This is a genomic window from Longitalea luteola, assembly GCF_017356035.1.
Lineage (GTDB): Bacteria > Bacteroidota > Bacteroidia > Chitinophagales > Chitinophagaceae > Niastella > Niastella luteola.
This window is the reverse complement of the sequence record NZ_JAFIQX010000001.1, coordinates 669,922-684,223: the sequence shown is the minus strand read 5'-3', so window position 1 is coordinate 684,223 and position 14,302 is coordinate 669,922. Positions and strand designations below refer to the sequence as shown.

General features: G+C 47.0%; 12 protein-coding genes. 1 reads left to right on the top strand and 11 read right to left on the bottom strand.

All coding sequences use genetic code 11. The annotated features are described in order from the left end of the window. Positions 1 to 7: 7 nt before the first annotated feature. The 4 genes from JUB15_RS02545 to JUB15_RS02530 all read right to left on the bottom strand — a co-directional run bounded on the left by JUB15_RS02545 (position 8) and on the right by JUB15_RS02530 (position 4,177). Positions 8 to 598 (bottom strand): hypothetical protein, encoded by a 591-nt coding sequence (locus JUB15_RS02545; RefSeq protein WP_207510746.1) that lies wholly within the window; start codon positions 596 to 598, stop codon positions 8 to 10. Between the two features lie 9 nt (positions 599 to 607). Further along, positions 608 to 1,861, bottom strand: a complete 1,254-nt coding sequence (locus JUB15_RS02540; protein ID WP_207510745.1) for an LVIVD repeat-containing protein — start codon at positions 1,859 to 1,861, stop codon at positions 608 to 610. Between the two features lie 77 nt (positions 1,862 to 1,938). Further along, positions 1,939 to 3,630 carry an outer membrane beta-barrel protein gene (locus JUB15_RS02535; RefSeq protein ID WP_207510744.1) on the bottom strand — a complete coding sequence of 564 codons (1,692 nt, stop codon included), beginning with the start codon at positions 3,628 to 3,630 and terminating at the stop codon, positions 1,939 to 1,941. After that, positions 3,611 to 4,177 carry an RNA polymerase sigma factor gene (locus tag JUB15_RS02530; protein ID WP_207510743.1) on the bottom strand — a complete coding sequence of 189 codons (567 nt, stop codon included), beginning with the start codon at positions 4,175 to 4,177 and terminating at the stop codon, positions 3,611 to 3,613. Before JUB15_RS02530 ends, JUB15_RS02535 begins: the two co-directional genes overlap by 20 nt. A gap of 294 nt (positions 4,178 to 4,471) precedes the next feature. Between JUB15_RS02530 and bioA the strand changes: the two genes are divergently transcribed. Then, on the top strand, positions 4,472 to 5,734 hold the full coding sequence (gene bioA, locus JUB15_RS02525; protein WP_207510742.1) for an adenosylmethionine--8-amino-7-oxononanoate transaminase: 1,263 nt from the start codon (positions 4,472 to 4,474) through the stop codon (positions 5,732 to 5,734). Here bioA and JUB15_RS02520 read toward each other — a convergent pair. From JUB15_RS02520 to JUB15_RS02490, 7 genes are all read right to left on the bottom strand, one after another. Beyond that, the gene (locus JUB15_RS02520) at positions 5,731 to 6,165 is read right to left on the bottom strand and encodes a GNAT family N-acetyltransferase (protein ID WP_207510741.1); all 435 of its coding nucleotides are present in this window, start codon (positions 6,163 to 6,165) and stop codon (positions 5,731 to 5,733) included. The genes bioA and JUB15_RS02520 overlap by 4 nt on opposite strands. Before the next feature lie 9 nt (positions 6,166 to 6,174). Continuing rightward, a complete protein-coding gene (locus JUB15_RS02515; protein ID WP_207510740.1) occupies positions 6,175 to 6,441 on the bottom strand; it encodes a SemiSWEET family sugar transporter in 267 nt (88 codons plus the stop codon). Positions 6,442 to 6,640: 199 nt separating this feature from the next. Further along, positions 6,641 to 7,942, bottom strand: coding sequence for a RagB/SusD family nutrient uptake outer membrane protein (locus JUB15_RS02510; protein ID WP_207510739.1), 1,302 nt, complete (start codon positions 7,940 to 7,942; stop codon positions 6,641 to 6,643). 17 nt (positions 7,943 to 7,959) lie between these two features. Continuing rightward, positions 7,960 to 11,091 (bottom strand): SusC/RagA family TonB-linked outer membrane protein, encoded by a 3,132-nt coding sequence (locus JUB15_RS02505; RefSeq protein WP_207510738.1) that lies wholly within the window; start codon positions 11,089 to 11,091, stop codon positions 7,960 to 7,962. Between the two features lie 644 nt (positions 11,092 to 11,735). Then, positions 11,736 to 12,248 (bottom strand): DUF2911 domain-containing protein, encoded by a 513-nt coding sequence (locus JUB15_RS02500; RefSeq protein WP_207510737.1) that lies wholly within the window; start codon positions 12,246 to 12,248, stop codon positions 11,736 to 11,738. 118 nt (positions 12,249 to 12,366) lie between these two features. Beyond that, the gene (locus JUB15_RS02495; protein WP_207510736.1) at positions 12,367 to 12,861 is read right to left on the bottom strand and encodes an SRPBCC family protein; all 495 of its coding nucleotides are present in this window, start codon (positions 12,859 to 12,861) and stop codon (positions 12,367 to 12,369) included. Between the two features lie 328 nt (positions 12,862 to 13,189). Further along, positions 13,190 to 14,284 (bottom strand): ABC transporter permease, encoded by a 1,095-nt coding sequence (locus JUB15_RS02490; RefSeq protein ID WP_207510735.1) that lies wholly within the window; start codon positions 14,282 to 14,284, stop codon positions 13,190 to 13,192. Positions 14,285 to 14,302 lie beyond the last annotated feature (18 nt).

The following is a 14,302-nucleotide window of genomic DNA, read 5'->3' as shown; positions in this document are numbered from 1 at the left end:
GCATCTATTAAAACTGCAGACCCAGTTTCAACGACAACCGGTGCAGATAATTCCTGTAAGTTTCAAACGTTTCATAGCAACGGTTGGTAGGACAATCAACACTGGATTTAAAGTCGCGGGTAATGTTCTTGTAGCTATAGCCGGTGCTTATCAACCAGCGGCCTTTGCCCTGGAAACCAAATTTCATTCCGATGCCGGCATCGGCATACCACCCACTCTTATACCGGTTATAATGCCATTGGCTCACCTGTTCTTTTTTTTGGGCTATAAGGTGAACACCGCCGTCAACATACAGGAAGGGCGTGGTTGGTTTATCAAACAAATACTTCCTTACATCCAGGAATACCGGGAAACCCAGGCGGTAGTAATGATCGAGCCCCAGGCCTATACCGGCAAACCAGGCTTTATATTTAACACCATTGATCGTCTGGAACTGGAAATACTGGCCGCGGCTGCCGTGTAACACACCACCCTGGTTTATGGAACTGAAGGAACAGGAACAGCCTTTAGTGGCCGGCTGTTCCTGTTTGGCTTCCTGTGCAGTGGATATGAGACCATACCCGCTAAGAACAACTAATAAAAAGATCTTTATTCGCATATCCGGGAATTAGTTCAGGCTTATTTTACTGAGTAACCGGATCTGGTTTACATTGGAATAATCAAACTGGTACAAACCATCTTTCGCTACTACCAATGCTTTTTTATTCCAGGCTATTACATCATAGGTTTCCATACCACTAATCTGTTTTATCAACTTGAGATCGGCCGGCTGAGCTGCATCATACACTTTAACGCCGTCCTTGCCATCACAGATGAACAACACATTGCCATCTTTACCCAAACCGAATGGATTGGTCATGCTATACGTCTTTATAAGCGTAGGTCTGAAAATATCGGTGATATTGATCGCTTCCAGCTGGTTTATGTTACCACCGCAAAAAGTACCGGAACGCAGGGTAACATAAGCGGTATTGTCATCGGCGATAACCGGGTCACAACTACGGGCATGGGTGAACTGGGCTTGTTTAACCGGGTTGCCAGGCGTTGATACATCATAGATGAACATGCCCTGCGTAGAACCTATAAATAATTTGTTCTTGAACGGATAGATGGTTTCTATCAGCTGGTTATCGATGAATGATTTTTTAACGAATTGAGGATCCTGCGGAGTAGAAATATCAAAAGCATATAACTCACGGTCGGTTACTGTATACAGGTAGTTATTCAACAGGGTGAACCGGGCCATCGATCCGCCAATACCGCTTTTACCCGGAGCACTTGATGCAAAGCTGCTGCTGGCTATATAATCGAGACCGAGAAGACTGCGCGGATACTGGTCAGCAGGAAGTGTTGTATCGTGTCTTATCCAGCTTACAGGAATTTTAATCGAATCAGGATTCCTGCTGTTATAATTGCTGTAATAGTATATGCGATTGGGGAACGCGTCGCTTGTAAACTTTTTTACCACTACGGCCTGGGGATTGCTGATATCAAATGTCACCAGGTCACTATATGAATCGGCATATAAGGTGTTGCCATTAACAGCGAGATCAACATTGCCGGGAATCGGAATAAACGAAATCCTTTTGGGTGCTGCCGGCTGCGTGTTATCAATGATATGAATGCCTTCATTCTGTTCATTGAGGAATATGTAGTTCCCGTAGATATAGATCTTACCCGGATGTTTCAGCGCCTGGGCCGGACCGCTTTTCATCCCGGCCCGTACTTCGGTCAATGTTTTGTAAACAGGCTCGTACCAGGTGTATGTGCGGGTGGCCTTTTCTTTATCGCAGTTAGAAAAAAAACCGATCAGTATTACAGTCACCATTAACTGTAAAACCAGCATGGGATGCCGTTTCATAAGTTTTAGCTTTTTTATAACTGACAAACTGCATGAAACAAGCGTTGCAATAACCTGTAAATTTTACAGGACTGTTTTTACAACCTTCCCAGCATCATCTTTACGCTAAGCCCGGTTGACCAAAGGTATTGGCCGGAGGACACGTCTTTTTTAACCAACCCATTGAGTGCATATCGCAGGTTGGGGCCTATCCATACAGGATGTTTGCTGTGTTGAAACAAACCAACATTCAGGCCGGTGACAAAATTCAATTGCGTTTTATTCAAAAGACTGTTGTCTTCGTAATACACGCCTTTTACTCCTTCAAAATGTAGTGCCTGAGCAGATATGAGCTGACCGATAGATATACCACCTTCAAAGGCAACAGGCGGTAGCTTTCTTCCTTTATTTATTTGCCAGTTCAGCAGTAAAGGAATTTCTATGTAATGAAAGCGGTACCGTTGCTTCTGACTGTAATACACTTTATTCTGGTCAACGGTCTGGAAATTCGCATACATACCGCCCCTTGCCGTATCTATATAACCCGGGGTGCCATAAAAATGGTCAACCACTTTCAGATTGTTCGAACCGATATTAACGTCGATGGCAGAGTCGAACCATTTACCTACCTGCGTATTTACGCTCATATAGGCATATTCCAGTCCGATTGATATCTTAAGCCGCGGTGATAAGGTACGTTGCACAAACAAACCGGCTGAAAATGAAAAATCAGGTTGTATGGCCGATGCACTTCTCACCGGGAACGTATTGGAAGTAAAATTGAGCTGTTGATTGCCGCTGCCGCTTGGGGCCACATTAGCCGAACTGCGGGCCGACAGATCTTCGGCCAGGTATTTTTCCTGTCCCAATAAACCACGTAACTGGAACAGTTTACTTTCAGCAATGCGCGAATAACCGGCGTCGGCAACTACACCCCAATGCCATAAAGATGCTTTCCGGCGGGGAATTGCCGCTGCATGGGCAGTGCTGATGCCGGACGAATCAGGCATCAATAAAGGGAACTGGCTGTTGAAAGGCGCCGGTGCCGCTTTCTGGGTAGCAATTGCATTATCTGGACCTACTACCAGGGCAGGCATTCTACCATTAAGAACATGTTCATCAGCTTCCGTTGTTTGTACGGCATCATTGAATGTCATCAATTCCTGTTGAACCGGTTTTTGCCGCACAATGGCTTCACGCGTTCCTTTCTTCTTTCTGTACCGCGGTTTATCGGTGGTTACAGCCGCCAGCTGGCTTCCAGCGGGCCTGCTGTTCTTATTGGTGATGGAATTATTTGCCGGGTTATTTTCAATAGCTGCAGGAGCCGGCGGTATTTCATTCGGATTGCCGGTTTCATAGGCTGTTCCTGCTGACGTTACCGGTGCCCCGGTGGCCGGTTCGGCAGCACCGGTCTGTGGTGTGGCAGCGTTTGGTGTATTGTCACCGGTGGGTTGATTGTTCTCACCGGCCGGTTGTGAAGCAGTATTATTTTTATTCGGCGTATTAAGAGTAGAATTGGTCGATCCGGTAGTTTTTTGGGTGGAAGATTGTTTTGAAGCAGCCTCGGCCACATTTGTTGTAGCATCATTTTGCCAGGCATACCGATAAAGGATGTAACCGCTGGTGGTTACACCTACAAAAAGGGCGGCTACCCACAGCCACGCAAAGCGGCGGCGGCGTTTGCCGTGACGGATATTTTTTTCCACCTCCATCCATACGGAATCAGAAGGCCGAAGCTTAAGCTCCTGCATCTTCTGATGTACCTGTTTCTCAAATTCGTGGTCGGACATACGTTTCCTTTTTTGTTTCTACGGTCGTTTTTTTTAACCAGGTGATCAATAATGCGCGTGCACGGGCATATTGTGACCGGGAAGTTCCCTCGTTAATTCCAAGCATTTTGCCTATTTCAACATGAGAAAAACCTTCAACTGCATGCAGGTTGAATACAGTTTGATAACCGGCCGGTAACTGGCGGATCAACTCGGCCAGGTCCTTTGCCTGCAGTGCCACTTCGGGGTTGTCATCTGACACCGGGTGCAGGCTGGTTTCAGGAAAGGATAGATCGGTTTGATAGCGGCTGTTCTTTTTGAGATAATTTAAAGCCGTATTCACCATGATCCGGCGGACCCAGCCGCCCAGCTCTCCCTCAAATTTGAACTGGTGCAGGTTGCGGAATATTTTAATAAACCCTTCCTGCAAAACGTCCTCTGCATCGGCAACAGACTTGGTATAGCGATAGCACACACCCAACATACTCTCAGCAAAATGCTCGTAGAGCTGTCGTTGGGCCTCCGGCAGCCCCTTCAAACAATCTTTTACCAGCCTGTTATAATCCATTTCTTGTTATGTGGTTGACAATAACCGATGCCATTCCGTTGCACAAACAAAGTAAATCAATTATGGTTGATTGGAATATATTATAAATCAATCATATGAATAGCCGTTACAGGTTTCAGTTTCCAGGTTTCAGGGCCTTGGATTTATGCCACTAAAACTGTTATTCAGCATACTGTGATTGAAACCCTGGTAACTTGTAACCTGTAACAAGCAACCGCCTCATGGAATTGAAAATTTGAAATTTAAATTTGAACCGACTAGAAACAGAGAACTACCTTTGCTCCCTTTAAAATTATGGCAACACTTAGCGAAAGAGATCAAAAAGTAGTGTGGCATCCGTATACGCCGCAGAAGTCGATGCCCGCGACCATCCCTATTGTAAAAGGAGAAGGTGTTTATATTATAGACGCCCATGGAAAAGCCTACATCGACGCCATCAGCAGCTGGTGGGTCACCATTCACGGGCACGCCAATAGCTATATTGCCGAAAAAATCTATGAACAGGCAAAAACCCTGGAACAGGTAATATTTGCCGGCTTCACCCACGAACCGGCGGTTCGCCTGGCCGAACGGCTGCTGGAAATACTGCCCGGCGACTTTGCTAAGATCTTCTATTCTGATAATGGTTCTACCGCGGTGGAAGTGGGCATTAAGATGGCCCTGCAATACTGGTGGAACCAGGGTAATACCAAACGTAACAAGATCCTGGCGCTGAATCACAGCTATCATGGCGATACGTTTGGCACCATGAGCCTCAGTGAACGTGGGGTATTCAATATGGCTTTTCATGACAAACTATTCGAGGTCATTTTTATTGATCCACCCGTCGGGGGCAGGCCGGCTTACCCTGGCCCCTGGGATGAAATAGCCTGTATTATTTATGAACCGTTGTTACAGGGCGCTGGCGGTATGAATATGTATGAAGCAACGGCGTTGAACGAGTTACTGAAACAATGCCATGCGCATGATGTACTTTGTATAGCCGATGAGGTGATGACGGGTTTTGGCAGAACCGGCCGGCTCTTCGCCAGCCAGTATGTGGAAGAAAGGCCGGACATAATTTGTCTGTCAAAAGGATTGACCGGCGGCACCATGGCCTTAGGTGTTACAGCCTGCACCGCTAAGATCCATAATGCGTATGTGGACGATGACCGGCGCAAGACGTTTTTCCATGGGCATTCATTTACCGCCAATCCCCTCGCCTGCGCCGCCGCCCTGGCGAGTATGGACCTGTTACTGCAAGCCGACTGCCAGGCAAACAGGGAAAGGATCACCCGGCAGCATAATCAGTTCGTTCAACAATTAAGTACCGATGCGCGGTTCGCTGATCGAATTAAAAACGTGCGTTCGCTGGGTACTATTATGGCCTTTGAAATGGTTGCCGGTGCTGATGGTTATTTAAATACGATTGGACTCGAGATTACCCGCAAATCGCTTGAACAGGGGGTGTATTTGCGTCCTTTAGGCAATACCGTGTATGTTATGCCACCGTACTGCATTACGCAGCAGGAACTGGAAAAAGTGTATGAAGTGATAGTGAATATTTTGGGAAGCTAAGCTCCCCAATCATCTGCCGATAATTCGAACCTGATCTCGCCATTGGGCATTTTCCCGGTTTCAGCAAAGCCAAAGCTCCGGTAAAATTCAGCGGCCCGGGTATCGGGGGCGGTGCTAAGCCAGATCGTTTCGCGGGTTTGACTGTAATACCAGTCGAGCAACGTGATCAACAGTTCACGGCCCACTCCCTGTTCCTCATATTCTGGCAGCACAAACAGGGCCCACAAATTGTGCCTGTTAAGATCGCCGATGGCAAAACCTACCACCCGGTTATCCATTTCACACACCCAGCCTTTTCCCCCCGCTGATAAATGATCAGCATAATCCTGTTGCGTTACCTCACCGGAACCGGTTAAAGCATTTTCTTTTACGGCCAGTCGCACCTCGTTCATTTGCGGTATATCGGTCAAAAGGGCTTCTCTTACATTCATATAATAATTTTATCTCCGGCGTTTTTTGGCGGAACTGATCTTCATAAAAAATATGATACCCGATAAAGTAGCCGTGATGCCGTTGGCCAGCATTAATGGCGTATCGTGAATATACAACCCATAAACGAACCAGAGTATAGTTCCAACAAAAAGCATGGAAAAAGTAACAATTGAAAGATCTTTGGTCGATCTTGTTTTGATGGTCTTATACGCCTGCGGAATATAAGCCGCTGTTGTAAGCAGGGCAGCGATCATCCCTATAGTGGAAATTGTCATAGGGTAACAAAACTACAGAATCATACTCCGTCAGCTCAAATTACACTGTTATTTTTACCTCGACATCCTCAAATATATACATGTATTCAACAATAATTCCTTAGAATTCCATTAATTGATATCCATCAACACCAAAAGAAAACCCTGCCGTAAATACGGCAGGGTCACTTCTTAAACGAAACTGTATGAATTACAAATTTTAAAAAACCGGATCGGTAGGCGTATTTGGATTATTATCATGCTCCTGGAACGGATAAGGCAAAAAGCTGCGCTTACGTTCGGTAACCGGCCGGTTGAACCGGCGGTTGTCTACCAGCCGCAAACCCGACATATATAATTCTATTGCGCGTTGCCGGTAGATCTCTTCCAGCAGCGCCGTCTGTGTAATGGCGCCAGCATAAGGCGACAGGCCGGCTCCTACGCCAAACGGATCGTTTGCCGGTTGCTTGGTGAGCACCTTATTTAACTCAACCACCGCATCGGGCAGGTTCGACAGCCGGGCATGTGCTTCTGCTTTCGTGAGGATCATTTCACCCGGTAAATAAATGGGAATGGCAATAGTGGAGGTAGCGCCAAACCCATTGATGCGGTAACGGGGCGATGAAGCGGCAATACCTATATAAAACGGCACGCGTTTGTCGGCCAGATTCGGCTCCAACGACTGTGGTAAACCCATTGTAGAATCGATCGGCTGGTACACATTGTTGGTGGAAGTAGCCGTTTCAAAGATCGGGTTCAGCGTAACCAGATCAAAATTTAAGGTCGATTTCTTGGTGAGATCAACTGCGTTGGCTGCCGCTAACGCCTGCGCGTAGTTGCCGGTATACAAACTGTAACGCGCTTTTAATGCCTGCAGCGTATTCACGATATCGATGCCGGCAGGAATATTCGACAGGAATGATGCACTGATCGGGTTGGCGCTCACGGTAGCCAGCGCATTATTTACCACGCCCAATGCTCTGTTGAATCCTTCTGTATTGGGAATAAAATTTACCTGCAGGCCAATGCCGGTGGTATCAGGCACCTGTTCCCAGAACATCGACATATTGGCGATCGCCAGCGCTTTAAAGATGCTGGCATAGGCAATTAACCCGCTGGCATAATTCTTATCGCCCAGTTCCGGTGCATATGTCAACACGATATTGGCATCATATATTACTTTGTTGCTGTTGGTCCAGAACGACAGCACCATGGTATTGGTAGGATCTACCCGGTCGCCGCCCAAAAAGAACTGATATTCGGCGGTATTACCCTGGTTGATGATGTTCAACTGCCTGGTAAGAAAACCATCGGTGGTTATCAGGTTGTATACAGAACTGGCGCGGCCGGCCGAGTACGCTCGCTGCACCCCTATGGCAACACCCGTTAAACCGGTAGCTGAAGTGATTCTGTCAACAGCTGCATTATTGGGGTCGGTAAATTCTTTTTTACAGCCCACGGTAGTCAAGAACACTGCTGCCAGGGCAATACCCGTTGTATATCTTATCGTATTTAGCTTCATAAAATCAAATTTGCGTGTTAGAATTTAGCGGCTATATTAAAACTGAACGTGCGCGGAATAGGCACGGTACCGAAATCAACGGCTCTTAACAGAGTGCTTTGTCCGCCGGCATTTGTTTCCGGATCATATCCTTTATAATCATCCCAGGAAACGAGGTTACGGCCGCTTACACTTACCGTAAGATCATTAAAGAGCCTGGTTTTACCGAAACGATAGCTCAGGTTTATTTCCCGCAGCTTGACGAATGATCCGTCATCAACCCGCCATTCTTCTATCTGGTATACACTATTCACATAGCCGCGGGGCAACTCGCCCAGGTGTTCCTGTTCTGCTACTTTTCCATTACCAACGCCCTGCCTGGTCCTGAAATCGGCATTCCATACATCAAACCCCTGTACCGCATCGAACTGCACGCGTAAACCGAATTTTTTAAAGCTTACTTCATTCACCAGTGAGCCGGTCCAGTCAGGATTGGGGTCGCCGATTATTTTCCGCAACACAGCGCCTGATGGTAACCCGTTGTTATCGCGTTGAGCCGTGTAAGAAGTAAAACCATTCTGCGTTCCTCTTTCTGTGAGCGGAAAGCCGGATGCATTTTTTACTTCGTTGCCACTGCCATCCTTCGCGAAGAAGGTGCCATAGAAAACGCCTACAGGCGCATCTTCTATTAAATAGATCGGAGCGCCAGCATTGGTGCTGAAGGCGGCCGCCTGGCCAATACCTACTGCCTTGTTCCGGTTACGGTTGAAGATAGCTGTAATGTCCCAGTTCCAGTCTTTATTGCGAACCGGAGTACCGGTTAATACAAACTCAAACCCTTTGTTTTCCAATGTGCCATAATTATCCAGCAGGCTCGAATAGCCATTGGTAGGCGCAATATTGCGCTCTAACAGCAAAGCCTCTACTTCTTTATTATAATAATTAAACTGCAGGTTCAGGCGGTTGGTCAAAAAAGACAGGTCAGTACCTATTTCCAGTTCCCGTTGCTTCTCCGGTCCCACATTCACATTCGACAACCTCGAAATGGAATACAAAGCAGATCTTCCTAAAAATGTACTGCTTCTGTAGGAATTGAAACGATCATACGCGCCAATACCTGTCATGTTCCCTGATTCGCCATAGGCTACGCGCAGCTTGGCCACATTCCACCATTTGGATATTGCCAAACCGGCCCACCAATTGGTTTCCGATAACAGGTAGCTGCCACTGGCTTTAACATAGATCTGGTTACGCTCTTCTTCACCAAATACCGAAGAACCATCAGCCCGGATAGCTCCGGTAATAAACAACTGGTTCTTGAATTTAAAGTTTTGCTGCAGATAGGCGCCTGAAACTGATAACTCGCTACGGCTGTCGGTACCCTGTAGCGCCGTGCTGGCACTGGTCACCGATTCAATGAAGGGCGTCATGCCCCTGCCCTGCAAGATGCTCAGGTGCGATTTCTCGTACTGTACCGCATAACCTACCTGGGTGGTTGACGCCCAATCTTCACTGATATTGGCCTGGTAAGTACCATTTATTTCATGGTTGATCTGGAAGAAATTATTCGCCCCGGTACTGGCATAACCATTCAATGCAGGATCGAGGTTGGCGCCACCGCCCCAAAAAGCAGTGTTGACATTATAAGTAAAAGGCGGCATAAATGTATTACCCCGCTGCCCATAGTTATCTACGCCTATTGTGTAATCGAATGTGAGTCCTTTCGCCGGTTTTAACTTCAATTTGGCGTTGGCGATCAGGCGGTTGGTTTCCTGCCGTTGTTTGAAGTCCTCTATAACCGATACAGGGTTCACGCGGCCGCGTTCGCCCACTGCCTTTAAATTACCCAACGCATCGCGCTCCCAGATGTTATGGAAATTACCAATGATGGTCACAGAGTTCATAGGTGAAAAGAACGAATTACCATCGGGCTTTTCATCGGCAGCACTGTTGATGTAGTTGAGGCCAACGCCCATGCTCGCCCAACTGGCCAGCTCCTGGTCGAGGTTCACCCTGAAACTGAATCGTCTGAAATCGGTATTCTTTATAATGCCCTCGTTAAAGAAATAAGAGGCCGATGCAAAATACTTGGTTTTATCCCTGCCACCGCTCACCGATACGTTGTTGTCGGTACCCAGGCCCGTGCGGAAAATATAATCCTGGTAATCGTAGCGCGTAACCGGACTGGTAGTGGTAGGCAGGGCGGAAGGGGTTCCTACCGCCGTAATAAGATCCTGGGTCAATGCACCCGTGCCGTCGGCCGGACCGCCGAATTTAACTGGCGCCTGGTTCACTTCGAGCTTTTTGCGCAGTTCGCTCATCATAACACCGGTTGAAAAACTAACCACCGGCGCACCAGTGCTGCCGCGTTTTGTAAAGATCTGGATAACCCCGTTATTAGCCCTTGAACCATAAATAGCCGACGCCGCTGCCCCGTTCAATACTTCAATGCGCTCGATATCGGCCGGGTTGATATCCACCATCCGGTTTTGGCCGACGCTGCCAATAAAGTTGGTGCCATCATAACCACTCTGGGTATTGGTAACCCGCGTGGTAGCGTTATTCACTATTACACCATCAACTATATATAACGGATCTGATCCACTATTGATGGAACTGATACCCCGCAATCGAACCGACATACCACCGGCAGGATCACCTGAGTTCTGAACGATCTGGGCGCCTGCTGTTTTACCCTGCAGTGCGGCCAGCACATTGCCCGTAGCGCCTTTGGTAAGTGCATCGCCTTTAACGGTGCTGATATAACTTCCCACCTGTTTACGGGTAGTTCCTTCTGAAGTACCGGTTACCACCACTTCATCCAACCCCAATGCATCCTCTACCAGCGTAAGACTTACCGTATAACTCTCGGCACTGCCTACCTGCACCTGCTGCGTGGTGGTCTTAAAACCAACGCCGGAGAACTCAAGCGTATAGTTGCCGGGCTTCAATGGAGCCGATAAGGTGTAATTACCCGATGGGTCAGTAGCGGTTCCATAATTGGTATTCCTGATCGTTACTGAAATACCGGTTAGCGGCTGGTTGGCCGCTCCGGAGATCTTGCCACTGATTCGAACCTGGGCAATGGTCAGGCTCACTATCAACTGGCAGAACAGTAATAAGCCAACTGCTTTTACTGGCCGGCTAATCATTGATGAAAAATGGGTCATAATCCTTTTTTTCGAATTAATAATTAAATACCATGAATTTGGACTAAGGACAGGTTTATATAATCTTTTCGGATAGTAGTTACAGTTGGGTAGCGGAAACCAACGGATGCTAGTGCCTCGTTGCAGGCATCAAATAATTTGTGGTGACAGTTGAATTAATTAATGTGTAGGTATGCCCGGTAGTGTTTACAGGATGATCATATTTTCCTGACCGGTGGTAAAATCCCAGCATTTGGATTGCCTGGCTGAAGGTGTAAAGCATGGCACAACAGTTAGTTAACACCAAATTCAGCATAAAAACGCAAATTACCAAAACAAAAAGCACAGCACTGCGGCTTCTTGCAGGTTTAGGATTAAACTAATTAGTAATACCACCTGTTCCGGCTAAAGCATGCAGAAAATGGCCAGTAGGCAGGGGCAGTTAGCAATTGGCAGAAGGCAGTTTGTGATTCTGGGTTAAGCCATTATAAACCTGTTTCAGGTTGCAGGATGCAGGTTGCAGGGAAATACGAAATGCAAGGCGCTGAAACTTTTAGAAACTTGCAACGCTTACTCGCCCTTCAGGGGGTTGGGATAAAAAAAAAGCCATCCCCCGCTAACGCTCAGGACAGCTTTTCCTTACTTTACTCTTATATACGTGAAACCTATTGTACGTTGAAAGCTACTTGCTCATTTCCCCATAACAACGCTACCTTACCATCTTTATCAACGGTGAATGTCATACGTTCAGTAAATTGCGAGGCTTTGGTTGGCTTTACATTTACGCGTACGACATCATCTGCCTCCACATATTTGTATGCGCCCCATTGGTTCGGCGTTTTATTGAAGATGACTACCCACTCATCCTTATTGGGTATCGTGAACAAACCATATTTACCAGCCGGCAGGGATTTGCCTTCTACCTTTACGTCCTTGCTTACTTCAAAGGTTGTAGCTTCATTGGCGCCGGTTCTCCATACTTTGCCATAAGGAGCAATGTCCTTCCCGATTTCCCGGCCTTTCACGGCAGGCTGGCTATAATCGATGGTAATAACAGCACCGCTGTTAATTGTTTCTGTTACCTTGGCTGGCGGACTGGGCCTTTTTGATTTGTCGTCCTGAGCCTGTACACCCAACGCAACCCATGTTATGGCAGACAAAAGCAATAATTTTTTCATCTGAAATGTTTTTTTATTGTTTTTTAAAAGTCAGAGATTTATTAGTCCCAGGATGGTCACTGAACAAATTATCTTGCCCGGTGTACACAACCTGATCTGATAAATGAAAAATAAGCCTTTATGGATTGTTCTCCAGCAACTTTTTCAGGTTACCGAGCGATTTCTCCATAGACGGCCCCAATTGCTTATCAAAAACTATGCTACCAAATTTTTCCCATGGGTACCAGCGCAATTTTATATCAAAATACCATTGTAGTACCAGCTGGCCGTCCTCACCCAGCCACACAAACCCACTGGAAAGCATGCGCGCATTTTTTTGCTGCCAGTCGGTAAGCAGGCTATCGCCCACCAGCGACTTTTTCGTCACGGTGAGCTGATCACTCGAAAAGGCCTGATCGGTATATTGCTTATTGGTAAGATCCTGGCTATTCACCAGCTCATTCCAGGATTTCCATTGCTGCAGATCGGAAACAGCGGCGCGCAAACTGTCTTTAGGCGCTGAAATATTAATAGCCCGGGAAACCCGCACCTGCGATGGAATGATCAGCGAAAAAAGATAAGTGATCACAAATAACACGATCGCACTGATAATGGCCAGTTTTATAAAACGCATACTAAATGATTTCTGATTTTGAGATTTCGAGATTTCCTGATTTGAAATTCCCTTATTTTGGGATTCCTGATTTGATTTAGGGATTTTGAGATTTCGGGATTTTGAGATTTCGGGATTTTGAGATTTCGGGACCTTCGGCCCTGTGTACGTCCGTTGTGTGTCTGTCTTCTGTCTTCCGATCTTGGCTTTCGTGTTGTGTTACTTCCGACTTCCGCTGCCGGCAGGCAGGTTTTGAAATTTCAGCATTTCGGAATTTAGTGATTTAGAGATCTGTCGCGAGGACTGCCTATGAAGAAATCCCGCAATCAAGAAATCAGAAATCGAGCTTTCACTCCCATCTGAATATCCTGATCAACACACTATAGGCCAGCAAACACCACACAATAAGAATAGTGATCTCCTTCCCTACCCCCAGCAAATGCATGCCTTCAAACGACACTTTGCGCATCGCATCGTTCAGCGCAGTCAGCGGCAGATAATTGATGACTGCCTGCAGGCTGTCGGGCAGTAAACCCTTGGGGAAAAAGGTTCCGGATAAAAAATACTGCGGGAACATGAACAGGTTGGCATAGATGGGTATCACATGCTGGTTTTTGGCCAGACTACTAATAATAAAACCAAATCCCATAAACACGGTAATGCCCAGAAAGCTCAGCACCAGCAGTTCGAGGAAGGTGATAAAGCCATGTGCCAGTGTAAAATGATAAAAGAAGGTGCCGAATAATATCAATACAATGGAAGTAGTGAGCTGGAACAGCACCCGCGCAAGGCTTTCGCCCAACACAATAAAGGTTTTTTTTACCGGGGTGGCAAACATGCGTTTCAGTACCAGCGTTTCGCGCAGGGTAAAGAAAACAAAAGCTACCCCAAACACCGCCGAACCAATGAGGGAGAAACCCAGCATGCCCGGTAAATAAAAGTCGATCATCCGGTACTGCCGGCCAGGGATCTCTTCCACGGCTATGGTGGCTACCTGGTATTCATTTCCATTAGCTGTTACGCGGGCAATGATGCTTTCCAGCACTTCACGCACCGCCGGCAGCTCGCGCTGACCGGCTGAGGTGGTTTTCAACCGGATCTCGTATTGAGGTAAACTATGATCAGACAGTTTATGCACATCGATCATGGCGGTAATGCGTCCTTTTTTCAGGCGGTCGAGCAGTTCTTCCTCGCTGCCCTCGTTTATATCGAAAAGGGCATTACTCTTTATCCAGTAATAAAGTGGGCTCAGGGTATCGCTTTTGGCGTCAAAGGCAATATCATAGGCTTTTCCCCCGCCCCCGGCCAGGGCGCCAAATACCATTATCAGCACGATGGGAAAGAAAAGGCTGAAGAAAATGGCCTGGGGACTTTTAAAAATGGCGCGCATGGTAGCTTTGCATATCGCCCACATGGCGGTCCATTGGTTATACTGACCAGACATAGATTGCTCAAAAATTAG

Excerpts from the sequence above, each read along its gene's own strand:
- JUB15_RS02545 (WP_207510746.1), bottom strand. The coding sequence starts at position 598 with ATGCGAATAAAGATCTTTTTATTAGTTGTTCTTAGCGGGTATGGTCTC.
- JUB15_RS02540 (WP_207510745.1), bottom strand. The coding sequence starts at position 1,861 with ATGAAACGGCATCCCATGCTGGTTTTACAGTTAATGGTGACTGTAATA.
- JUB15_RS02535 (WP_207510744.1), bottom strand. The coding sequence starts at position 3,630 with ATGTCCGACCACGAATTTGAGAAACAGGTACATCAGAAGATGCAGGAG.
- JUB15_RS02530 (WP_207510743.1), bottom strand. The coding sequence starts at position 4,177 with ATGGATTATAACAGGCTGGTAAAAGATTGTTTGAAGGGGCTGCCGGAG.
- bioA (WP_207510742.1), top strand. The coding sequence starts at position 4,472 with ATGGCAACACTTAGCGAAAGAGATCAAAAAGTAGTGTGGCATCCGTAT.
- JUB15_RS02520 (WP_207510741.1), bottom strand. The coding sequence starts at position 6,165 with ATGAATGTAAGAGAAGCCCTTTTGACCGATATACCGCAAATGAACGAG.
- JUB15_RS02515 (WP_207510740.1), bottom strand. The coding sequence starts at position 6,441 with ATGACAATTTCCACTATAGGGATGATCGCTGCCCTGCTTACAACAGCG.
- JUB15_RS02510 (WP_207510739.1), bottom strand. The coding sequence starts at position 7,942 with ATGAAGCTAAATACGATAAGATATACAACGGGTATTGCCCTGGCAGCA.
- JUB15_RS02505 (WP_207510738.1), bottom strand. The coding sequence starts at position 11,091 with ATGACCCATTTTTCATCAATGATTAGCCGGCCAGTAAAAGCAGTTGGC.
- JUB15_RS02500 (WP_207510737.1), bottom strand. The coding sequence starts at position 12,248 with ATGAAAAAATTATTGCTTTTGTCTGCCATAACATGGGTTGCGTTGGGT.
- JUB15_RS02495 (WP_207510736.1), bottom strand. The coding sequence starts at position 12,861 with ATGCGTTTTATAAAACTGGCCATTATCAGTGCGATCGTGTTATTTGTG.
- JUB15_RS02490 (WP_207510735.1), bottom strand. The coding sequence starts at position 14,284 with ATGTCTGGTCAGTATAACCAATGGACCGCCATGTGGGCGATATGCAAA.